This window comes from Polaribacter pectinis (genome assembly GCF_014352875.1).
GTDB lineage: Bacteria > Bacteroidota > Bacteroidia > Flavobacteriales > Flavobacteriaceae > Polaribacter > Polaribacter pectinis.
In genome coordinates this window covers 2,627,573-2,649,671 of sequence record NZ_CP060695.1, presented here as the reverse complement: position 1 = coordinate 2,649,671, position 22,099 = coordinate 2,627,573, and the positions used below count along the sequence as shown (strand labels likewise).

Below are 22,099 nucleotides of genomic sequence, written 5' to 3'. Positions count from 1 at the left end.
CAAAATTACTTTTGAAACTCTTTTACTTTGGTTGATTAACTTTTGGTTAGTCCACTAAAGGTGGAATTCTTAAAACCTGACCAGGATAAATTTTATCTGGATGAGATAACATTGGTTTGTTTGCTTCAAAAATAACAGGATATTTCATTGCATTTCCATAATATTCTTTTGCTATTTTACCTAAAGTATCCCCACTTTCTACAGTATGAAATTGTGCCATTGCAGCTTCTTCTATAACTTCTACTTCAGCAACAGTTATATTATCGTCTACAGAAGCAACACCATTTGTATTTCCTACAACTAAAACTACCTTTTCTTTGGTAGCTAAATCAGCAGCTTCTCCCCAAAGTTTTACAGCATCATCATCAACTGAAATCGATAAGTCTTTAACTTCTAATTCTAATTTAGCAATAGCATCTCTTAATTGATCTGCTTTTTCTGCATTTTCTTCTTCTGTAGTTTTTCCGATCCCAAAAACTTTAGCACCGGCATTTTTAATGAATGAAAAAAGTCCCATTTTCTAATTTTTTAATTAATAATTTAATTTTTTGTTTGGCACCAATATACAAATTTTATGTAATTGCATTACATTTGTTACTATATATTATTAAAATGAACATACATTATATAGGAGAAAATAACTCAATTTTAAACAAATTTGTATCTGAAATAAGAGATGTGAAAATTCAAAAAGATTCGCTTCGTTTTAGACGAAATATTGAAAGAATTGGTGAGATTTTGGGATATGAATTAAGTAAAAACCTTTCTTATTCTGGAGTTTATGTAGAAACACCTTTAGGTAAAAAGAAACTTCAATTATCTTATAATGATGTTGTTTTGTGTTCTATTTTACGTGCGGGTTTGCCTTTGCATCAAGGATTGTTAAATTATTTCGATGATGCAGAAAATGCATTTATTTCAGCCTATAGACACCATCCTAATAAAGATAAAGAATTTGAAATTATAGTAGAATACTTTGCAGCGCCTTCAATTGAAAATAAGACTTTGTTATTAGCAGACCCAATGTTAGCAACTGGACAAAGTTTAGCTGCTGTTTACCAAGCAATAAAAAAGCACGGTACGCCAAAAGAGATTCATATTGTGGCAGTAATCGGTTCTACAGAAGGAGTTGAGTTTGTTAAAAACAATTTTCCAGAAAACACACATTTGTGGATAGCTGCTATTGATGATGTTTTAAATGATAAAGGCTACATTGTTCCTGGTTTAGGAGACGCAGGAGATTTGGCTTTTGGTAGTAAATTATAACAAAAACTGATGTGTAATTACACCAATTAATATCAAAATAAAAATTACATTTTTAGCCAAACTGCTCTTAATTTCTTCTAATCCGTTTGCAATAATTACACTTGTTGGAAATAGTAGGTAAACAATTTCTGATGCGTTTTTATCTTCAATTATCAATACAAAAAGCAAGGATATTATTAAGTTTATAATTAGTAGAATCCAATTTTTCTTAAAGGAATTATTTACTGATAATGCTTTTGGAGATTTTATAAATAATGATAGTAATGTTGTTAAAAGTATAAAACCTACAAACCAAATACTATCGTTTTCAGAATAAATTAAAAAGGTTTTTACGTCATAAAAGTAAAAAAGTTGCTGAAACTCTTCAATATTATCAAACCAAAAACAATATGTAAAGTAAATAATTAGTGGTGTTATAAAACCAATAATTGGGCTTATAATTGTGTGAATTGTTATTTTTTGATGTAAATATATTCCGGCATATATAAGTACAAAAAACACTATGGATAAAGGTTCTATAAAAAAGCAAATTCCAAGCCAAAAACCAGCGTCAAATATTTTTTTTATTAGTTGTTTTATAGATTTTAAGCTATAGATTTTTCTTAAAAACAGAAGATGTAAAAGTATTAAAATCAGTATTTTATATTCTAATATGCTGGGTAGTGTAAAGGATAGGAAGAGGGTAAATGAGAAAAATGCATACGAGTTATCAAACGTTAGATTATTTTTAGAAATAATAAAATTATAAAAGAAAAATATTCCTAAAAAGAGAAGAAAAAAGATCCCGATTTTTAAGAGTTCATCTATATTAAAACTGTCAACAAAAAAGGTGTTAAAAACAGCTAATAAAAAGAAGCAGAAAAAGAAAGCTAATAAAACTATAAAATTGATTGGTTTAGATTTGCTTAAAAAATTGGCTAGCATTGTTTCTTTTGTTATTTTTGCAGTGTAAAGATAATTAAGTTATGATAGCAAGCAATATTTTTAGATGGATTGGTAGTTTATTTACAGATCTTTTATTCATCCCTTTTAATTGGTTACGCACAAGTGTAGCACATGCAGATTTAGGATGGTGGATTTCTAACGCTGTAAATTGGTTTTTTCTAGCAGTTTTATTAGTTCTATTTGCATATTGGATGAAAGAATCTAAACGATTTGTAAAAGAAGGAACAGAAGACAGAGCTTAATTTTACACTTTGGGAAGCAAAAACAAACTAAAACGTTTCAAAGAAAATGAAACGTTCAAAAATGTCATTCAGCCAACAAGAGAAGAAGTTGTAACTAACTTTTCTCATAAAGGTAAATGGCATTCTTTTTTTGGAAACGAGAACCCGATTATTGTTGAATTGGGTTGTGGTAAAGGCGAATATACTATTGCTTTAGCCAGAAAAAATCCGAATAAAAATTATATTGGAATTGATATAAAAGGCGCTCGTTTTTGGCGAGGTGCAAAAACTGCATTAGAAGAAAATTTACCAAATGTTGCATTTGTAAGAACTCAAATTGAGTTGGTAGATTTTATTTTTGCAGAAAACGAAGTTTCTGAAATTTGGATTACTTTCCCAGATCCGCAGATAAAATACCAACGTACAAAACATAGAATGACAAACTCTACTTTTCTAAAAAAATACAATGTTATTTTAAAAGAAAACGGAATTATGAATCTAAAAACCGACAGCGAATTTATGCATGGTTACACTTTAGGTTTATTGCATGGAGAAGGTCACGAAATTTTGAATGCAAACCACAATGTCTATAAAAACGAAGGTTCTCCAAAGGAAGTTACAGAAACTCAAACTTTTTACGAAAATCAATATTTAGCTGTAGACAAACCAATTACATACATTCAATTTAGATTGAAGTATTAGTTTTTTAGAGCAGATAAACTTCAAAAAGGATTAAAGCCTTTAAATGCTTAATAAATTTACTTAATAATTCCTATCTTTCAAGAGTGAAAGAACCCGATAATTTTTTTGATAAAGTTTACAAAGTTGTGCGTTTAATTCCTCACGGAAAAGTAACAAGTTATGGTGCAATTGCAACATATTTGGGTGCAGCAAAATCTGCAAGAATGGTAGGTTGGGCAATGAACAAAGCACATAATTTAGAAGACGTACCAGCTCATAGAGTTGTAAATAAGAAAGGATTATTAACTGGAAAACATCATTTCGATGGTACAAATCTAATGCAACAATTATTAGAAAGCGAAGGAATTGTAGTTATTGAAAATCAAATTCAAAATTTAGAAACCGTTTTCTGGAATCCAAAAGAGGAATTACCTAATTACTTTTTAAATAAGTAAATGACAATAAAATAAATTAAAAAACCATCAAATTTTTGATGGTTTTTTAATGCAATAATCTTTTAAGTTGTAATTTATTTTACTTTTTTAAAACTACCTTTTCTTTTTTTATTATTTAAAAGTGAAGAATAAAAATATTCATCTCCCTTAATTTTTACAATCTCAGCTGTAAGTATACTACCAACTTTTAATGGAGCTCCTCTTTTTTTAATAGCAACAATAGTAAGTTTATATTTAAATTTTGTTAACCAATCGATTCTAGCTTTAATGAATTCTTTTTTAGGATGGTATTCATAATAGAAGCCATCTTTAATTTCTATTAAAATCTTTTTTTCTTTAAAATCGTAAGTGTATTTCCCATCTTCTAAAGTAGCTGCTTCTAAAACTATATTATTAGACGCAGCATAAGATCTAGACGATAGTTTAGTAACGGTGTTAAGCGCTACAATGTCTTGAGAAAAAGTTGTTTGGTAATTAAAAGTAATTAACAATAGGAAAGTTACACACGTTAGGGCGTTTGTGTTTTTCATAATCTTTAGGAGTTAAATTATTTTATAAATATAATAAAAATTATTTTAAAATATCATAAAGTGTTGTTTTTAAACTTTTAAGCATTTTTTAATAGTAGTTATTACCCCTTTATTTCCTTAAAAGTATTTTTAAAAGTATCTTTGCTATTTAGAATTAATCCTAATTAAAATCTCGAAATGAGTTTTAACAAACAAAATATAAAACAAGCATTAGAAACCATTACTGCTCCTGGAGAAGGAAAGAGTTTGGTGGAAAATAACAACTTAAAAAACATCGTAATTTTTGGTAACGAAGTAATTGTAGAAATTACAATTAGCAATCCAACATTACAGGCAAAAAAGAAAGTTGAATCAGAAATTACAAAAGCAATTAAAAGCAATGTTTCTGAAGATATAGACGTAAAAGTGAATGTAACTGTAGAAAAACCAGTTGCAAAAGAAAATTCAAATCCGAATCAAATTCGTGGTAAGGAAATTCCGAATATTAAAAACATTATTGCAATTGCATCTGGAAAAGGTGGTGTTGGTAAATCTACAATTACAGCAAACACAGCTATTTCTTTAGCAAAAATGGGCTTTAATGTTGGTGTTTTAGATGCAGATGTTTATGGACCATCGCAACATATTATGTTCGATGTAGAAAAAGCAAAACCACTTTCTGTAAAAGTAGATGGACGATCTAAAATGAAACCAATCGAAAATTACGGAGTAAAATTATTGTCTTTAGGTTTCTTTACAGACCCAAATCAAGCAGTAATTTGGAGAGGACCAATGGCTTCTAAAGCGTTAAATCAACTTATTTTCGATGGAGCTTGGGGTGAGTTAGACTTTCTTTTAATCGATTTACCACCAGGAACAGGAGATGTACATTTATCAATCGTACAAGCTTTACCAATAAATGGAGCAGTTGTAGTAAGTACACCACAAAACATTGCGTTGGCAGATGCTAAAAAAGGAGTTGCCATGTTCCAACAAGAAAATATTAACGTTCCCGTTTTAGGAATCGTAGAAAATATGGCATATTTTACACCAGAAGAATTGCCAGATAATAAATATTATATCTTTGGAAAAGATGGTGCAAAAAACTTGGCAGAAGATATTAAAACCCAGTTTTTAGGCGAAATCCCTTTAGTACAAAGTATTCGTGAATCTGGCGATGTTGGGCATCCAGTAGCGTTACAAAACGGAACCGTTTTAGAAGAAGCCTTCAATAATATTACCAAAGAAATGGTTGCTCAATTATTAAAAAGAAACGAGAATTTACCACCAACAGAAGTGGTAAGAATTACAACAATGAGTGGTTGTAGTTCAGTAAAAAAATAAATTATGACAGCAGAAGAAACATTAAGTAATGTAGAAAAAGCGTTAGATGAAATTCGTCCGTTTTTAATGAGCGATGGTGGAAACATCAAATTACTTTCAATCGAAGATTCTATTGTAAAAGTACAATTAGAAGGCGCTTGCACAGGTTGTTCAGTAAATCAAATGACGCTAAAAAACGGAGTAGAAGCAACCATTAAAAAGTACGCTCCACAAATAGAAGAAGTTATAAACGTTGCCTAAACTGATAAAAATCAGTTTTTAGATAAGTTTAATATTTTAATTTTGGGCGTTCCCTAAAAAGGTCGGGCTTTCACTACTCGCTTTTTTTAAGAAAAATAAAAAAGAGCTCAAACAAGCCGTTCAATCCCTAACGCGCTCATCAACATAAAAAAACCTCATAAGAATAAAATCTTGTGAGGTTTTAAAAAATAAAAGAAATGATTACAACAGATATCTTAATTATTGGTGCAGGACCCACAGGATTATTTACCGTTTTTGAAGCAGGATTGTTAAAACTGCGTTGTCATTTAATAGATGCTTTACCACAAGCTGGTGGGCAATGTTCAGAGATTTATCCTAAAAAACCAATTTATGATATTCCTGCATATCCAGAAATTTTAGCAGGCGATTTAACCGATAAATTAATGGAACAAATTAAACAATTTGAACCAGGTTTTACATTGGGTGAACGTGCAGATACCATCGAAAAACAAGAAGATGGAACTTTTGTTGTAACCACAAATAAAGGAACAAAACACCAGGCAAAAGTTGTTGCAATTGCTGGTGGATTAGGTTCTTTCGAGCCAAGAAAACCACCAATTCCTAACATTGCAGATTTTGAGGATAAAGGAGTAGAATACATTATTCGTGATCCAGAATTTTACAGAGACAAAAAAGTAGTAATTTCTGGAGGTGGAGATTCAGCATTAGATTGGTCTATTTTTTTAACAGATGTTGCTTCTTCAGTTACATTAATTCACAGAAGAAACGAATTTAGAGGCGCTTTAGATTCTGTAGATAAAGTGCAAGAATTAAAAGATGCTGGTAAAATTAACATGATTACACCTGCAGAAGTAAAAGGAATTATAGGAACAGACAAAGTAGAAGGTGTTTCTGTGATACAAAATGGTGGAGAAGAATTTACAATTGAAACCGATCATTTTATTCCTCTTTTTGGTTTGTCGCCAAAATTAGGGCCAATAGCCAATTGGGGATTAGAAATTGAGAAAAACGCCATTAAAGTAAACAACGCTTTAGATTATCAAACAAATATTCCAGGAATCTACGCAATTGGAGATGTAAACACATATCCAGGAAAATTAAAATTGATTCTTTGTGGTTTTCATGAAGCAACATTAATGTGTCAGAGTGCGTTTCAAAGAATTTTTCCTGATAAAAAATACGTAATGAAATACACAACAGTTGGTGGTGTAGATGGTTTTGACGGAACACGTAAAGAAGCCCCAAAAGCAGTTGTTAAAAAGATTGAGTAAGCATTTTTGTCTTTTCGAACGAAGAATGAGGAGAAATCTCATCATCAAAATAAATTTTGTATTTTAGGTAAAAATTAGAATTATGTTTGCACACAATCTTATTCCATTTCCTTTTTTTAGGCAACTAAATGCATATGATTTACTAATGTTCGCTTTAGGTTCAATGGTAATAATCTCAATTCTAAATTTTTACTACAACAGAATTCCTAAAAGTAATACTTTAGAAAGTGAATTGAAAAACCCAATTTACGATTCGAAAGATGTTTTATTACAATCTAATAATTTAAATACAAACTTTATAATTGAAGAAAAATCAACATCAATATTTGTAAAAATGTTTGTTTATATTTTAATAGCTTTGGTTGTAATAACTCCTTTGTATCAACTTTTAGGAGTTGAACATTTTTTATAGTAGATTTTTCTCCTATCATTTTCGTATATTTGAGCAACAAACGAAATCGATTGAGATGTATTCAGATTTATTAACATACTTAAAATTCCTAATAAAGCGCAATCCTGAATGAGCGTTTAATGTATTCAGTTTTTCAATGTAAAAATGTAGCAATATTATGCTAACGCACAATTGTTACATTATTTTATTAACTCATTAATACATTAGCAAAATGCCTTTTTATCATAAATTAGGAGAAATTCCACCTAAAAGACACACACAATTCCGTAAAAAAGACGGTAGTTTATATTACGAACAATTGTTTGGTACTATTGGTTTCGACGGAATGTCTACCAACAGTTATCACGAACACAGGCCAACAATGGTCAAACATATTGGTAAACAATATTCAGTAAAACCAAAAATTGCCAAAGCAAATAATATTCAATCTTATCGATTTCGCGGATTTCAAGTCCCACCAGAAAACGATTATTTAGAAAGCAGAAAAATCGTTTTAACAAATTCCGATTGTAATATTATTTTATCAGCACCAAAAAAATCTACCACAGATTATTTCTACAAAAATACAGATGCAGATGAAGTAATTTTCATCCATAAAGGAACCGGAAAATTAAGAACGCATTTGGGAAATCTCGATTTTAAATATGGAGATTATTTGGTAATTCCACGTGGAATTATCTACAAATTAGATTTCGACGACGAAAATAATCGACTTTTTATCGTAGAATCTTACAGTCCAGTGTATACGCCAAAACGTTACAGAAACTGGTTTGGTCAGTTGTTAGAACATTCACCATTTTGTGAACGAGATTTAAGAAGACCTTACGAATTAGAAACAAATAATGAACTTGGCGATTTCTTAATCAAAGTAAAAAAACAAGGCGAAATTATAGAAATGACCTACGCTTCTCATCCTTTTGATGTAGTTGGTTACGATGGTTATAATTTCCCTTACGCATTTTCTATTCACGATTTTGAGCCAATTACTGGACGAATTCATCAACCACCACCAGTTCATCAAACTTTTGAGACTAACGCATTTGTAATTTGCAGTTTTGTGCCACGTTTGTACGATTATCATCCAAACTCAATTCCTGCGCCTTACAATCATAGTAATATCGATTCAGACGAGGTTTTGTATTATGTAGATGGCGATTTTATGAGTAGAAACGACATAGATCAAGGTCATATTTCCTTGCATCCAGCAGGAATTCCTCATGGTCCACATCCAGGAACAACAGAAAAAAGTATAGGTAAAACCAAAACCGAAGAATTGGCAGTTATGGTAGATACTTTTAAACCTTTACAGGTTACAGAAGAAGCCATGAAAATTGCGGATGAAGATTATTATAAATCTTGGTTGGAAAGCCCATCTTAATCTTCCCAAAGGGAAGGAGCTAGCAACATACTTGAAAAACTATGTTTTCTAAATTGCTATGTGGTAAAATAAAAGTTCATAAAAATAAATAGTATTAGAAGCTATTTCCAGCTTTCGCTACTCGCTTTTTTTATTCAAAAAAGAATAAAAAAGAGCTCAAACAGACCGCTCAATCTGGGCTAAACTTGTTTGGAAACGAATTGCTTTAATAAATGAAATGGCTACTTTATCGGTAACAAAGACCTCACAGATTTTAAAAACCTGTGAGATCTAAAAAAAAATATAAACAACAAAATAACACTCAATTCCCAGCAGAGTGTTTCTTCCCTTTGGGAAGATTAAGATGGGCTTATTTATGTCAAAAAAAATAGAATCAGTTAATTACGGGTTAGAAAAAATATTTGAAGGAGCACAAGATTTCCTTCCACTTTTAGGAACAGATTATGTAGAGTTTTACGTTGGTAACGCAAAACAATCTGCACATTTCTATAAAACAGCATTTGGGTTTCAATCTTACGCTTATCGTGGATTAGAAACTGGCGCAAAAGATTCTGTAAGTTATGTGTTAACGCAAGATAAAATCAAAATTATCTTAACAACACCTTTAAACAGTAAATCACCAATAAACGACCATATTGTAAAACATGGAGATGGCGTTAAAATAGTAGCGCTTTGGGTAGAAGATGCCAGAAAATCTTACGAAGAAACCACATCAAGAGGCGCAAAATCTTATATGGAACCAACTGTAGAAAAAGATGAGTTTGGTGAAGTTGTTAGAGCGGGAATTTACACTTATGGAGAAACTGTACACATGTTTGTAGAGCGTAAAAACTACAAAGGAGCATTTTTACCAGGTTTTCAAAAATGGGAATCAGATTACAATCCACCAACATCTGGGTTAAAATACATAGATCATATGGTAGGTAATGTTGGATGGAACCAAATGAATAAATGGGTAAAATTCTATGAAGATGTAATGGGGTTTGTCAACTTTTTATCTTTTGATGATAAGCAGATTCATACAGAATATTCAGCATTAATGAGTAAAGTAATGTCGAATGGAAATGGAAGAATCAAATTTCCAATAAACGAACCAGCAGAAGGAAAAAAACGTTCTCAAATTGAAGAATATTTAGATTTTTATGAAGGTGCAGGAGTGCAACATATTGCCATGGCAACAGACGATATTATTAAAACAGTTTCTCAATTAAAAGCAAACGGAATCGAGTTTTTATCAACTCCGCCAGAAGAATATTACAGAGCAGTTCCTGGAAGATTAGAAGAACATAGCCACGAATTAAGAGAAGATATCGAAAAACTAAAAGGTTTAGGAATCATGATTGATGCTGATGAAGAAGGCTATTTATTACAAATTTTTACAAAACCAGTAGAAGACAGACCAACGTTGTTTTTTGAAATCATTCAAAGAATGGGAGCCAGAGGTTTTGGAGCAGGAAACTTTAAAGCATTGTTCGAATCTATAGAAAGAGAACAAGCAAAAAGAGGAACGCTTTAGAAATTAAATAGATTAAAGAAAAGAGAAAATAGAACCAAGAGACAAGACTTAAACCTTTTGAATCTTGGTTTTTTATTTTTATTTTATTCAATAAATAAAATTTTCTTAATTCAGCAAATAAATTAGATTTTCAAAATAAAGTCTTGTTTCTTTGTTCTCATATCTTGATTTTTAAAAAAATGAACAGAGACGAAATTTTAAAAGCAATAGAAGAAAAGTACGATAAATTAGGTGTACCAGTAGATGCCATGTTAGAAGGTTTATTGCACAGCACACCAATTACGTATTGGGATTATATTCAGACAGACGCACTTTTAGGTTTGCAAACGCCAAGAACTACGCAGCCAGATGAAATGGTTTTTATAATGTATCATCAAGTAAACGAATTGTTGTTTAAAATGATACTTTGGGAAATAGACCAAGTTGCAAAAACGGTAGAAGTTAGAGCAGATAAATTTTCGATGCATTTGGGCAGAATTAGTAGATATTTTGATATGCTTTGTAGTTCATTTTCTGTAATGGCAGATGGAATGGAACGTGAACAATATCTAAAATTTAGAAATACATTAACGCCTGCAAGTGGTTTTCAATCAGCACAATATAGAAAAATTGAATTTGCATCTACTGAACTAATCAACTTAATTGATGCGCGTTTTAGAGATGATATTGATAGAAGTTCTTCATTTAAACACGCATATAACCATTTGTATTGGCAAGCTGCAGGTAAAAATTATACAACCGGACAAAAATCGACCTTATTAAACCTTTTTGAAAAAAAATATATTGGTGAGTTTATCGATTTTATGGAAGATTATAACGATATCAACTTATCTCTAAAATTTAAACAACTTCCAAAAGAAGTTCAAGAAAACGAAGACTTAATAAAAGCAATGCGTCATTACGATTATACAGTAAACGTAAAGTGGGTAATGGCTCATTACAACGCTGCTGGAAAATATATTGGTGGTAATGATTCAGAATTAAAAGCAACTGGAGGTAGTAATTGGAGAAAATACATGCATCCAAAATACCAAAGAAGAATATTTTTCCCTTATTTATGGAGTGAAGAAGAATTAAAAAATTGGGGAACTTTTTAAAATAAAACGTTAAAAAGTTGCATGCAAACCAATTATAAAGGACATTTTTCTTTTTGGAACGGTAATTGTCATTACTTTTTTATAAGTTTGAGAACTATGAAAAAACATATTATTTTATTTTTAGTAATCACAATAGCATTTTCTGTTACAAGTCAAGAGAAAAAAACTGCTTTTAAAAGTGGAGAATGGCTTCGTTATAAAATGAGTTATAGTGGTTTTTTAAGAGCTGGAACTGCTGTTTTAGAGGTTGATGAAACTGATTTTAATGGTAAGAAAGTTTTTCATACAAAAGGAAGTGGATGGACTTCTGGAATGATAAAATGGTTTTTTAAAGTTGATGATTTATATGAATCTTATTTTGATATGGATACTGTAAAACCTTATCTATTTAAAAGAAAAATAGACGAAGGTGGTTATAAAAAACATAGGCAAACGTCATTTAATTATAATTCTAATAAAGCTTATGTTCAAGATTTTACCAAACAAAAAGATACTTCTGTAGCATTTACAAATGTACAAGATATGTTATCTTCTTTTTACTATTTAAGAAACAGAGATGTTAAAAATATGAAAAAAGGAGATGAAATAGCTATAGATATGTTTATGGACTCTCAAATATATCCTTTTAAGCTACGTTTTTTAGGGAAAGAGGTTCTAAATACAAAATTTGGAAAGGTTAATACTTTAATATTTAGACCTTTAGTTCAGTCTGGAAGAGTATTTAAAGCTCAAGAAAGCGTAACTATTTGGATTACTGATGACGCCAATAAAATACCAATTAAAATGAAAGCAGATTTATCTGTAGGTTCTTTAAGAGCAGAATTAGAGCAATATAAAGGTTTGGCAAATGAATTTGGTAAAAAATAAATAATCAATTATTTTCTTTTAACTAGCAAACCTTTTTTCTTCCATTTTTTTACCTCTCTTTTAGACATTTCAACTTCAATTGTAGAATCATCATAAAAAGAAGTATACATTTCGTTTTTTTCTAATTTAATAATTTTATTAGAGTTTACATAGAAAAGAGGGTTTACATAAGAATAAATATGAATTTGATTAGAAATTGTTCGTTTTTTAGCATAAAAATCATACTCTTTAACTCTTTCGTTTAAATAATAAACAGATAGTCTTAATTGGCTATTTTCAGGCTTATCATATGAACCTGCAATTGCTATTGGTGCAGTTGGGTAAACAATATCCCCAACCTTTACCATTAAACTTTTATGTTTTAAAACACTATATCTAGCCAGAGTTCCATCTTCGTGTTCAATAATTATAGCATTAGATTTATTTTTGTAACCGTAAGTTTTACTATTATCGCTTTTAAATTCATCAATAACTTTTACTACAATTCCTTTTCTAATAGCAAAAACGGTATCATTTGGTGAAGTTAAAAACTGAAAGGACTTCCAGTTTTCTGGTTCCTTGTCTCCAAATTTTTTCCCTAAATAATTAAGGTTTCTAACTTTTATCGTTTTATTTTTTTTGAATGGTAAAATGTATTTAAAGTCATGATTAGGTTTTTTATCAAGATTTCCATAAAATGTTTTGTAAGAATATGAAAACCCAATTCCAGAATCATCATTAATTGGGTTTAGTGTTGTAATTACATCGCTGTAACCTTTCACGGTTTTTTTTACTTGATCTCCAAAAGTATTTGTTAATCTTTTAAATTTAAGAATAATAAAAACACTACTTGGCATTGTAGAATAATATGAAAAAGTAACAGATTTATCTTTATTCCGTTTATATTTTACACCACTATTTTTCTTTTGTGCCAAAAAAAGTTGTGAAAGAAACAAGAAGATTATAAGAAGTGATAATTTATTTTTTTTCATATTTATCTCATTTTCATAAATAAGCTCTTCAAAGATAACAGTTTTAGTATAATTTTAACGAAACCGTTTTAGGAACTTCCTTAATTAGATTTAGAATACATCAATTTTATTTGTACTTTTGAAAACCATACTTAATAGTGTAATTTTCTTGAAAAAAATAATCCTCCTTTTAGCTGTAATTCTCTGTTTTTCATCTTGTAAAAAAGAAGAAAAACCTCCAGCAACTGTAAAAAAAATTGTTCCAGTTCCAAAATTTAGATACGGTTATAACATAGACGATTTTGTTGTAATTCAAGACACCATAAAAAGCGGAGAGAGTTTTGGAGAAATTTTAGATAGACATCATGTTCTATATCCTAAAATAAATGAAATTGCAGGCAGTATTAAAGAAATTTTTGATGTTAGAAGAGTAAGAGCAGGTAAGCCTTATACAATTTTAGCAAGCAGAGATTCTTTGCAAGAAGCCCAAGTTTTTATTTATAAAAATGATAAAATAAGAGCAACTGTTGTAGATTTCAAAGACTCAATTATTAAGGCTCACACTTATTTACAACCCATTAAGACAGTTCAGAAAATAGTAGAAGGTAAAATTTACTCAAGTTTATCTAATTCTATGGACAGTTTGCATTTATCACCAAACTTAACAAATACCGTTGCAGATATTTATGCTTGGACGTTAGATTTTTATAAGCTTCAAAAAGGAGATTCTTTTAAAATAATTTTTGAAGAAAAGTATATAAAAGACGATCTTTTTGCTGGTTATGGAGAAGTAAAAGCAGCAGTTTTCAATCATAGAGGAGAAGATTTTTATGCTTATAGGTATTTGGCAGATTCTATTAAAGGAATCACAGAATATTACGATACGGATGGTAATATGTTACGAAGCCAGTTTTTAAAGTCACCAATTAAATTTCAATACAGAATTTCTTCAAGATATAATTTAAAGAGAAGAATTGCTTATTATGGTAATAGAATTAGACCTCACAGAGGTACAGATTTTGCTGCAAATATTGGAACTCCAATTTTAGCAACTGCAAGTGGTACTGTTGTAGAATCTACAAGAAGAGGTGGAAATGGAAAATTTGTTAAGATAAAACATAACAGCACTTACTCTACGCAATACTTACACATGAAAAACCGTAATGTTAAAAAAGGACAATACGTAAAACAAGGAGCAGTTATTGGTTGGGTAGGTATGACAGGTAATACTGGAGGCCCACATGTTTGTTATCGTTTCTGGAAAAACGGGAAAGAAGTAGATCCTTTCAAACAAAAATTACCAGCAGCAGAACCATTAAAGAAAAGTTTAAAACCTAAATACTTAGAGTTTATAAAACCTTTAAAATATCAACTAGACAATAACCAACTTTCTGTTCCAGAACCAGAGGTAATAGAAAGTGTAGCACAAAACTAAAAAAATGGCTTTAAAAAACATTAATCCAACCAAAACACAAGCTTGGGAAAAACTTACAAATCATTTTAATGAAAATAAAAATATTAACATTAAAGACTTATGTAAAGATTCTTCAAGAAAAGAGGATTTTTCTTTAGAATTAAATGATTTACTTGTAGATTTTTCGAAAAATAGAATAACAGAAGAAACTATTTCTTTGTTAGTAGATTTGGCTAAAGAGGTAGATTTAAAAGATGCTATTGAAAAACAGTTTTCGGGAGAAATTATTAATGTTACAGAAGGAAGAGAAGTATTACACACTGCTTTAAGAAGTAATTCTGATGAACCTGTTTTAGTTGATGGGAAAAATGTGAAGCCACAAATTCAGTCAGCTTTAAGAAAAATTAGAAGCTTTAGTAACAAAGTTATTTCTGGAAAATGGAAAGGTTACACAGGTAAATCTATTACAGATATTGTAAATATTGGTATTGGAGGTAGTGATTTAGGGCCAGACATGATAGTTGAGTCTTTACAATATTATAAAAATCAACTAACAACACATTTTGTTTCTAATGTAGACGGAGACCATGTTTCGGAAATAATGAAGAAATTAGATCCAGAAACAACTCTTTTTGTAATTGTATCTAAAACATTTACAACTCAAGAAACCATTACAAATGCAGAAACACTAAAAAATTGGTTTCTAAAATCGGCAACTATTTTTGACATTCCAAAACACTTTGTGGCAGTTTCTACAAATTTAGAAGCAGTAGATAATTTCGGAATTGACAAAGCAAACGTATTCCCTATGTGGAATTGGGTTGGAGGTCGTTTCTCGTTATGGTCAGCTGTTGGTTTATCTATTAGTTTATCTATTGGTTTCGATAATTACCGAGCTTTATTAGACGGAGCAGAAGAAATGGATTTACATTATAGAAACACAGATTTCGATAAAAATATTCCAGTAATTTTAGCTTTATTAAGTATTTGGTATAATAATTTTTATGGAGCAGAAACCGAAGCAGTTTTACCTTACACACAATATTTAAAGAAGTTACCAGACTATTTACAACAAGCTATAATGGAAAGTAATGGAAAAGGTGTAGATAGAAATGGAGATAAAATAGATTACCAAACAGGAACAATTGTTTGGGGAAGTACAGGAACAAATATGCAACATGCTTTTATGCAATTGGTGCACCAAGGAACCAAGTTAATTCCTGCAGATTTTATTGGTTATAAAGAATCTTTGTATGGTTTAACAGATCATCACAAGAAATTAATGGCTAATTATTATGGTCAAATGGAAGCTTTAGCTTTTGGTAAAAGTAAAGAAGAAGTTCATTTAGAGTTAAAATTTTCTGGAAACACAGATAAAATATCTCAACTTTTACCTTTTAAAGTTTTTGAAGGAAATAGACCAAGTAATGCTATTCTTTTTGATAAACTAACGCCTCACTCTTTAGGTAAATTAGTCGCTTTATATGAGCATAAGATTTACACCCAAGGTATTCTATGGAATATTTATAGTTATGATCAATTTGGTGTAGAATTAGGGAAAGAACTTGCTAAAAAGTTATTAAATGCATGATAAAAGAATGTTTTAAAAGTTAAAAGTTAAAAAAATTAACTTATAAATGCATTCTTGTTAACAAAGTTGTTAATATGTAAGTTACTCATTTATAAAGAATAAGGTTTAAATTTGTTAAATTTCGTTGTCTTAATTTTCTGTTAAAACTTAACATTAAATTAACATTAAAACTCTGTAAAAGCAAGAGTTTTGCAAAATATTTAATAACATAAATTTAAACAATGAAAAATTTTAAAAACTTATTATTTGTAGCATTACTTTTTGTGTCTGCTACTGTTTTAGGACAAACTAAAATTACTGGTACGGTTGTAGACGAAACAAACCAACCTTTACCAGGAGCAAGTATTGTTGTAAGAGGTACAACTAATGGTACTTCTACAGATTTTGATGGTAAATTTACTTTAAACGCAACATCTAATGCGGGTACTGTTGTAATTTCATTTATTGGTTACAATACAAAAAGAGTTACTTTTTCTTCTTCAAAAGCAAATTTAGGATCTATTCAACTTACAGAAGATGCAGATTCTTTAGATGAAGTTGTAATTGTAGGTAAAGGTGTAATTGATTTAGCAGGTGGAAGACAAACTCCTGTTGCAGTTTCTACAATTAAAGCTGCAGAAATTCAGAAGAAAATTGGTACACAAGATGTAACAATGGCTTTAGTTAACACTCCATCTATTTATGTTGCCGGACAATCTGGTGGTTTTGGAGATTCTAGAATTTCAGTTCGTGGTTTTGATCAAACAAACACAGCGTTTTTATTAAACGGACAACCAATTAATGGTATGGAAGATGGTAAAATGTACTGGTCTAACTGGTCTGGTGTTAATGATATTGCAAGTGCAGTTCAAATTCAAAGAGGTTTAGGAGCTTCTAAATTAGCAATTTCTTCTGTTGGTGGTACAATGAACTTTGTTACAAAAACTACAGATAAGACTGAAGGTGGTTATGTTTCTGCTGGTACTGCAAATGATAGTTACTTAAAAACTACTGTATCTTATAATACAGGTATAAACGAAAATGGTTTTGGAGCAAGTGTTATGTTATCTCACTGGCAAGGTGATGGGTACAATGATGGTACTAAAGGACAAGGTCAAACTTACTTTATTTCTTTTGGTTATAAGCCAAATGACAATCATAACTTTAACTTCTTAATTACTGGTGCTCCACAATGGCACGACCAAAACTTTTCTAAAAGTATAGCTACTTATTTAGACAAAGGATTAAAATATAATAATAACTGGGGTACTTACAATGGTGAGTATATGACAGAAAGAAGAAACTTCTATCATAAACCAGTATTAAACTTAAACTGGGATTATACTATCTCTGATGCTTCTAGCTTATCTACTGTAGTTTACGCTTCATTTGGAGCAGGTGGTGGAACAGGAAACAGAGGTCGTAGAGTAAGAACTGCTGATGGTCTTATAGATTATGATGCAATTTATGCAAACAACGCAGCAGCTGTAGACGGTAACTTCGGAAACAGTGCTTATATAACAAGATCTTCTATGAATAATCACAGATGGTTTGGTGTTGTATCTAATTTTGAACACAAAATTAATGACAACCTTACTTGGAATGTTGGTGCAGATTTAAGAACTTATTATGGAACTCACTTTAGACAAGTAGAGAACTTTCACGGATTATCTTCTTGGACAGAAGATAGAACTTTAAAAGATGATACTCATAACAGAGTTGGACCAACTGTAGATGTTGTTGCAACTAATAGTTTCGATGCAAATCCTTGGGCAACAATGTTCAATTCTGCAAGTGAAGACCAAAGAATTGATTATGATAGTAGTGAAAGAATATCTTATGCAGGTTTGTTTACACAATTAGAGTATTCTAACGATGGTTTATCTGGGTTTTTCCAAGGTTCTTTATCTTCTCAAAATCACCAAAGATTTGATAGATATGATTATTTACCAGAATTTCAAGATTCTGAAAAAGTAAATAACATTGGTTATAATGTAAAGATTGGTGGAGCTTATAGATTTGATGACAATAACTCTGTTTATATGAATACAGGTTATTATTCTCGTCAACCTTACCATGATAATATCTTTAATAGTTTTGATAACTCAATTAACCCTTCTTCTCAAAATGAAAAAATATTTGGATTAGAATTTGGTTATAGCTATTCTTCAGAAAATTTAAAAGCAAATGTTAACTTATACAGCACAAGCTGGAAAGATAGAGTAGATGGTAGTTCAAGAGTGTCTAATAACATTGTTACAATTACAGAAACTACAGGTCAAAGTCAATACCATAAAGGAGTTGAGGTAGATTTTATCGCAAATATTACTTCAGATATTAAATTAAAAGGTTTCTTATCTGCAGGTGAGTGGGAGTATGTTGGTACTGTAACTTCTAGAACATTAGATGAAGACAGAAATGTAACTGCTCCACCATCTTTAGTTGATGTAGATGGAGGTAAAGTAGGAGATGCTGCACAATTCTCTACAGGATTAGGTATCGATTATAATATTTTTAAAGGATTAAGTATTGATTCTGACTATAGATTCTATGACAATTTATATGCAAATGTAGGTGCCGTTAAAGAAAATTTAAAATTACCTTCTTATGGTTTATTAGATTTTGGAGTATCTTACAAATTTGATTTAGGATCAGATAATGACAAATCTATAAGCTTAAGAGCAAACGTTAATAACGTTTTAGATACTGAATATTTGTCTGAATTAAGAACTAATATTTATAATGATAGTGATGCTAATGGAGTATTTTACAAAGGTGTAGATACTGCAAACGAAGGTTATTTTGGTTACGGAAGAACTTGGAACGTAAGTGTTAGATATAATTTCTAATTCTAAACAGTACATATTTTATAAAAACCACCTCATTTGAGGTGGTTTTTTTATTTTTAAAATTAGTAACTTTACCCATATTAAAAACAATTATTAATTATGAAAGAAATACACTCATACTGGGCATATTTAGTAGTGCTAATTTTAATTTTTACAGTAGTAAATGCAATTATAGGATTAACACAAAAGAAAGAATTTAAAGACAAAGATTTACGTCTAGGATTGTTTACACTAATAGTATCCCATATTCAACTATTAATAGGTTTAGGTTGGTATTTTATGTCACCTTGGTATAAAGCTTTAAAAGCCGACTCTGCAGCTGTTATGGGAGAGAAAGCAACAAGATTATTAGCTGTAGAACACCCAATAATGATGATTTTAGCAATCGTATTAATTACAATTGGTTGGTCTAAACATAAAAAGAAAACAACAGATCCTGCAAGATTTAAAACATTTGTAATTTTTTACGGAATAGCCTTATTATTAATACTTTCAAGAATTCCTTGGAATAATTGGTTATAGAATGAAAATAATAAGCTACATATTATCACCAATTTTTATACTGGTGTTTTATTTACTCTTAATTATATTTCATCCATTACAATGGTTGAGTTTTAATTTATTTGGGCTGAAAGCACACGCCAAAATGGTTTCAATACTCAACTTTTTTTTAGTAAAATCTATGTTGATAATTGGAGTCCCAATAAGATTAATCAACAAACATAAAGTACCAGAAGATACTTCTGTAATATTTGTTTCAAATCATCAATCTACGTTTGATATTCCACCAATAGGATGGTTTTTTAGAAAACAATACCCAAAATTTGTGGCAAAAATTGAACTCGGAAAAGGTATACCAAGTGTTTCTTTCAATTTAAGAAATGGAGGCGCAGCACTAATTAATAGAAAAGATCCAAAACAAGCAATTAGCGAATTGGTACGTTTTTCTAAAAAGATTAACGAAGAAAAATGGGGCGCAATTATTTTCCCAGAAGGAACAAGAAGTAGAAATGGAGAGCCAAAAAAATTCGCAACAAACGGATTAAAAGTAATCACAAAATATAATAAAGACGGTTATATAGTACCTTTAACTATAAATAATTCATGGAAAGTTTTTAAATATGGAAAATTTCCATTAGGTTTAGGTAGCCCAATAACAATTACCTCACACGAACCTATAAAAATCAGCTCTTTACCTTTCGAAGAATTATTAGAAAAAACAGAAAAAGTAATTAAAGAACACATAAAATAAAAAAATGTCTACAATTAAAAATATTAGAAAAGAAGTAATGTTGCAGCTTGAAAAAAGCATGGATGTTTTCATGGAAAGATATTTAATTCCCGCTGAAAAAATCTGGCAACCAACAGACTTTTTACCAAACTCACAAAAAGATTCATTTATTTCTGAAGTAGAAGAAATTAGAGAATTGTCTAAAGAATTACATGACGATTTTTGGGTAGTTCTTGTTGGAGATACCATTACAGAAGAAGCTCTACCAACCTACGAATCTTGGTTGTTAGATTTAGATGGAGTTAGCCAAGACCCAGATAATAGTTGGGCAAAGTGGGTAAGAACTTGGACGGCTGAAGAAAACAGACATGGAGACACTTTAAACAAATATTTATATTTATCTGGTCGTGTAAACATGCGTGAAGTAGAAATTTCTACACAACATTTAATTGCAGATGGTTTCGATATTGGTACATCTACAGACCCATATAAAAACTTTGTGTACACTACATTTCAGGAGTTAGCGACTTACGTTTCTCATAATAATGTAGCAAAAATTGCACGTAAAAAAGGGCATAAAGCATTAGCTAAAATGTCTAAAATTATTGCAGGAGATGAGATGCGTCATCACCAAGCATATGCACATTTTGTTAAGGAAATTTTCAAAATTGACCCAAGTGAAATGATGTTGGCTTTTCAACACATGATGAAGTACAAAATCGTTATGCCAGCAATGCATTTAAGAGAATCTTTTGGTGCAAAAGGTAGTTTGTTCGACGATTTCTCTGCAGTAGCACAAAGAGTTGGTGTTTACACAGGTTTCGATTATGTGGATATTCTAAAGAAATTAAATACAATGTGGGAGATTGATAAGATTACAAATCTTACTCCAGAAGCAGAAAAAGCAAGAGATTATTTAATGAAATTACCAGACAGAATGTACAGAATTACAGAGAGAATTGTAATTCCAGATACTAAGTTTAATTTCAAATGGATGGTTCCAGCTTAAAGAAATACTGTTTAATCGTGTAATTGTTTATTTGTGAAAACAATTACACGATTAAACTATATTAAAAGAATCTTTATCATTCAAAAACCCTAATTTTTCTCTTACCTTTTCTTGTTTGTCTTTAAGAATAGTTGCAGGTACAATCCCAACTTCATTTTCAGCTAAAGAACAAATCTCTTCACCCAAATAATCAATAATTAAAGAATTTCCAGAATATTCGTAATTATTGGCATCTTTTCCAGTTCTATTTACTCCAATTACATAACACATATTTTCAATTGCACGCGCTTTTAAAAGTGTATCCCAAGCTTTTATTCTTGTAACAGGCCAATTAGCCATAAATAAAAGTAAATCGTAATTTTCGGTGTTTCTTACCCAAACAGGAAAACGCAAATCGTAACAAATAAGTGGACAAATTTTCCATCCATTGTATTCGATAATTAGTTTTTCAGAACCAGAAGTATAGACTTTATCTTCACCAGCTAAAGTAAAAGAGTGTCTTTTATTATAAGTTTCAATTTCACCAGAAGGACAAACAAAAACAAAACGATTGTAGAATTTATTATCCTCTATAATTACCAAACTTCCACAAATAGCAATTTGTTTTTCTGAAGCTGTTTTTTGCATCCAAGAAACAGAAAAACCATCTATTTTTTCTGCAACATTTTCAGGATTCATAGTAAAGCCAGAAGTAAACATTTCGGGTAAAACAACTAAATCTATATCAGAATTTAAGGCATTTATTTTTTCAGTAAAAAAAGCAATGTTTTTAGCGGGATTTTCCCAAACCAAATCTGCTTGAATTCCAACAATTTTTAATTCGTTTTTCATCAAAATTAAAATTAAAGATTTAATAGCTATAAAAGTAAGATTTTGTAATTTAGAAAAACCA

At 30.2% G+C, this 22,099-nt stretch carries 23 protein-coding genes; 18 read left to right on the top strand and 5 right to left on the bottom strand.

From position 1 onward, the window contains the following. Nucleotides 1–46: 46 nt before the first annotated feature. On the bottom strand, nucleotides 47–517 hold the full coding sequence (gene lysM / locus H9W90_RS11830; RefSeq protein WP_187481798.1) for a peptidoglycan-binding protein LysM: 471 nt from the start codon (nucleotides 515–517) through the stop codon (nucleotides 47–49). 95 nt (nucleotides 518–612) lie between these two features. Between lysM and upp the strand changes: the two genes are divergently transcribed. Beyond that, nucleotides 613–1,266 carry a uracil phosphoribosyltransferase gene (upp, locus tag H9W90_RS11825; protein ID WP_187481797.1) on the top strand — a complete coding sequence of 218 codons (654 nt, stop codon included), beginning with the start codon at nucleotides 613–615 and terminating at the stop codon, nucleotides 1,264–1,266. Here the strand turns inward: upp and H9W90_RS15380 are convergent. Continuing rightward, nucleotides 1,261–2,190, bottom strand: a complete 930-nt coding sequence (locus H9W90_RS15380) for a DUF6427 family protein (RefSeq protein WP_222934230.1) — start codon at nucleotides 2,188–2,190, stop codon at nucleotides 1,261–1,263. The genes upp and H9W90_RS15380 overlap by 6 nt on opposite strands. Before the next feature lie 41 nt (nucleotides 2,191–2,231). Between H9W90_RS15380 and H9W90_RS11815 the strand changes: the two genes are divergently transcribed. The 3 genes from H9W90_RS11815 to H9W90_RS11805 all read left to right on the top strand — a co-directional run bounded on the left by H9W90_RS11815 (nucleotide 2,232) and on the right by H9W90_RS11805 (nucleotide 3,568). Continuing rightward, nucleotides 2,232–2,453 (top strand): DUF6341 family protein, encoded by a 222-nt coding sequence (locus H9W90_RS11815; protein WP_187481795.1) that lies wholly within the window; start codon nucleotides 2,232–2,234, stop codon nucleotides 2,451–2,453. Between the two features lie 9 nt (nucleotides 2,454–2,462). Continuing rightward, nucleotides 2,463–3,134 carry a tRNA (guanosine(46)-N7)-methyltransferase TrmB gene (gene trmB / locus H9W90_RS11810; protein ID WP_187481794.1) on the top strand — a complete coding sequence of 224 codons (672 nt, stop codon included), beginning with the start codon at nucleotides 2,463–2,465 and terminating at the stop codon, nucleotides 3,132–3,134. 83 nt (nucleotides 3,135–3,217) lie between these two features. Beyond that, on the top strand, nucleotides 3,218–3,568 hold the full coding sequence (locus H9W90_RS11805) for an MGMT family protein (protein ID WP_187481793.1): 351 nt from the start codon (nucleotides 3,218–3,220) through the stop codon (nucleotides 3,566–3,568). Nucleotides 3,569–3,642: 74 nt separating this feature from the next. Here the strand turns inward: H9W90_RS11805 and H9W90_RS11800 are convergent, their stop codons facing one another. Then, nucleotides 3,643–4,098, bottom strand: a complete 456-nt coding sequence (locus H9W90_RS11800; protein WP_187481792.1) for a hypothetical protein — start codon at nucleotides 4,096–4,098, stop codon at nucleotides 3,643–3,645. A 177-nt stretch (nucleotides 4,099–4,275) separates the two neighbouring features. Here H9W90_RS11800 and H9W90_RS11795 point away from each other — a divergent pair, with 177 nt between their 5' ends. From H9W90_RS11795 to H9W90_RS11760, 8 genes are all read left to right on the top strand, one after another. Further along, nucleotides 4,276–5,421: an Mrp/NBP35 family ATP-binding protein gene (locus tag H9W90_RS11795; RefSeq protein WP_187481791.1), complete on the top strand. Its 1,146-nt coding sequence runs from the start codon at nucleotides 4,276–4,278 to the stop codon at nucleotides 5,419–5,421. 3 nt (nucleotides 5,422–5,424) lie between these two features. After that, nucleotides 5,425–5,661, top strand: a complete 237-nt coding sequence (locus H9W90_RS11790; protein ID WP_088352772.1) for a NifU family protein — start codon at nucleotides 5,425–5,427, stop codon at nucleotides 5,659–5,661. 197 nt (nucleotides 5,662–5,858) lie between these two features. After that, a complete protein-coding gene (locus H9W90_RS11785; RefSeq protein WP_187481790.1) occupies nucleotides 5,859–6,914 on the top strand; it encodes an NAD(P)/FAD-dependent oxidoreductase in 1,056 nt (351 codons plus the stop codon). Between the two features lie 82 nt (nucleotides 6,915–6,996). Further along, a complete protein-coding gene (locus H9W90_RS11780; protein WP_187481789.1) occupies nucleotides 6,997–7,326 on the top strand; it encodes a hypothetical protein in 330 nt (109 codons plus the stop codon). A gap of 211 nt (nucleotides 7,327–7,537) precedes the next feature. Next, nucleotides 7,538–8,704 (top strand): homogentisate 1,2-dioxygenase, encoded by a 1,167-nt coding sequence (locus tag H9W90_RS11775; RefSeq protein ID WP_187481788.1) that lies wholly within the window; start codon nucleotides 7,538–7,540, stop codon nucleotides 8,702–8,704. Between the two features lie 355 nt (nucleotides 8,705–9,059). Further along, complete coding sequence (gene hppD / locus H9W90_RS11770; RefSeq protein WP_187481787.1) at nucleotides 9,060–10,220, top strand: 4-hydroxyphenylpyruvate dioxygenase; 1,161 nt, start codon at nucleotides 9,060–9,062, stop codon at nucleotides 10,218–10,220. A gap of 179 nt (nucleotides 10,221–10,399) precedes the next feature. Then, nucleotides 10,400–11,317 carry a tryptophan 2,3-dioxygenase family protein gene (locus tag H9W90_RS11765; RefSeq protein WP_187481786.1) on the top strand — a complete coding sequence of 306 codons (918 nt, stop codon included), beginning with the start codon at nucleotides 10,400–10,402 and terminating at the stop codon, nucleotides 11,315–11,317. Nucleotides 11,318–11,413: 96 nt separating this feature from the next. After that, on the top strand, nucleotides 11,414–12,184 hold the full coding sequence (locus H9W90_RS11760; protein WP_187481785.1) for a DUF3108 domain-containing protein: 771 nt from the start codon (nucleotides 11,414–11,416) through the stop codon (nucleotides 12,182–12,184). Nucleotides 12,185–12,192: 8 nt separating this feature from the next. Here the strand turns inward: H9W90_RS11760 and H9W90_RS11755 are convergent, their stop codons facing one another. Further along, a complete protein-coding gene (locus H9W90_RS11755; protein WP_187481784.1) occupies nucleotides 12,193–13,155 on the bottom strand; it encodes a M23 family metallopeptidase in 963 nt (320 codons plus the stop codon). Nucleotides 13,156–13,303: 148 nt separating this feature from the next. On the opposite strand from H9W90_RS11755, the gene H9W90_RS11750 reads away from it, so the two are divergent. The 6 genes from H9W90_RS11750 to H9W90_RS11725 all read left to right on the top strand — a co-directional run bounded on the left by H9W90_RS11750 (nucleotide 13,304) and on the right by H9W90_RS11725 (nucleotide 21,207). Next, nucleotides 13,304–14,569 carry a peptidoglycan DD-metalloendopeptidase family protein gene (locus H9W90_RS11750; RefSeq protein WP_187481783.1) on the top strand — a complete coding sequence of 422 codons (1,266 nt, stop codon included), beginning with the start codon at nucleotides 13,304–13,306 and terminating at the stop codon, nucleotides 14,567–14,569. Between the two features lie 4 nt (nucleotides 14,570–14,573). Continuing rightward, the gene (gene pgi, locus H9W90_RS11745) at nucleotides 14,574–16,139 is read left to right on the top strand and encodes a glucose-6-phosphate isomerase (protein WP_187481782.1); all 1,566 of its coding nucleotides are present in this window, start codon (nucleotides 14,574–14,576) and stop codon (nucleotides 16,137–16,139) included. A 221-nt stretch (nucleotides 16,140–16,360) separates the two neighbouring features. Then, nucleotides 16,361–18,967, top strand: coding sequence for a TonB-dependent receptor (locus H9W90_RS11740; RefSeq protein WP_187481781.1), 2,607 nt, complete (start codon nucleotides 16,361–16,363; stop codon nucleotides 18,965–18,967). Nucleotides 18,968–19,066: 99 nt separating this feature from the next. After that, nucleotides 19,067–19,489 carry a hypothetical protein gene (locus H9W90_RS11735; RefSeq protein WP_187481780.1) on the top strand — a complete coding sequence of 141 codons (423 nt, stop codon included), beginning with the start codon at nucleotides 19,067–19,069 and terminating at the stop codon, nucleotides 19,487–19,489. A 1-nt stretch (nucleotide 19,490) separates the two neighbouring features. Beyond that, nucleotides 19,491–20,219, top strand: a complete 729-nt coding sequence (locus H9W90_RS11730) for a lysophospholipid acyltransferase family protein (RefSeq protein WP_187481779.1) — start codon at nucleotides 19,491–19,493, stop codon at nucleotides 20,217–20,219. Nucleotides 20,220–20,223: 4 nt separating this feature from the next. Then, nucleotides 20,224–21,207, top strand: a complete 984-nt coding sequence (locus tag H9W90_RS11725; protein ID WP_187481778.1) for an acyl-ACP desaturase — start codon at nucleotides 20,224–20,226, stop codon at nucleotides 21,205–21,207. A gap of 51 nt (nucleotides 21,208–21,258) precedes the next feature. Here H9W90_RS11725 and H9W90_RS11720 read toward each other — a convergent pair whose 3' ends face one another. Next, the gene (locus H9W90_RS11720) at nucleotides 21,259–22,038 is read right to left on the bottom strand and encodes an amidohydrolase (RefSeq protein WP_187481777.1); all 780 of its coding nucleotides are present in this window, start codon (nucleotides 22,036–22,038) and stop codon (nucleotides 21,259–21,261) included. Nucleotides 22,039–22,099 lie beyond the last annotated feature (61 nt).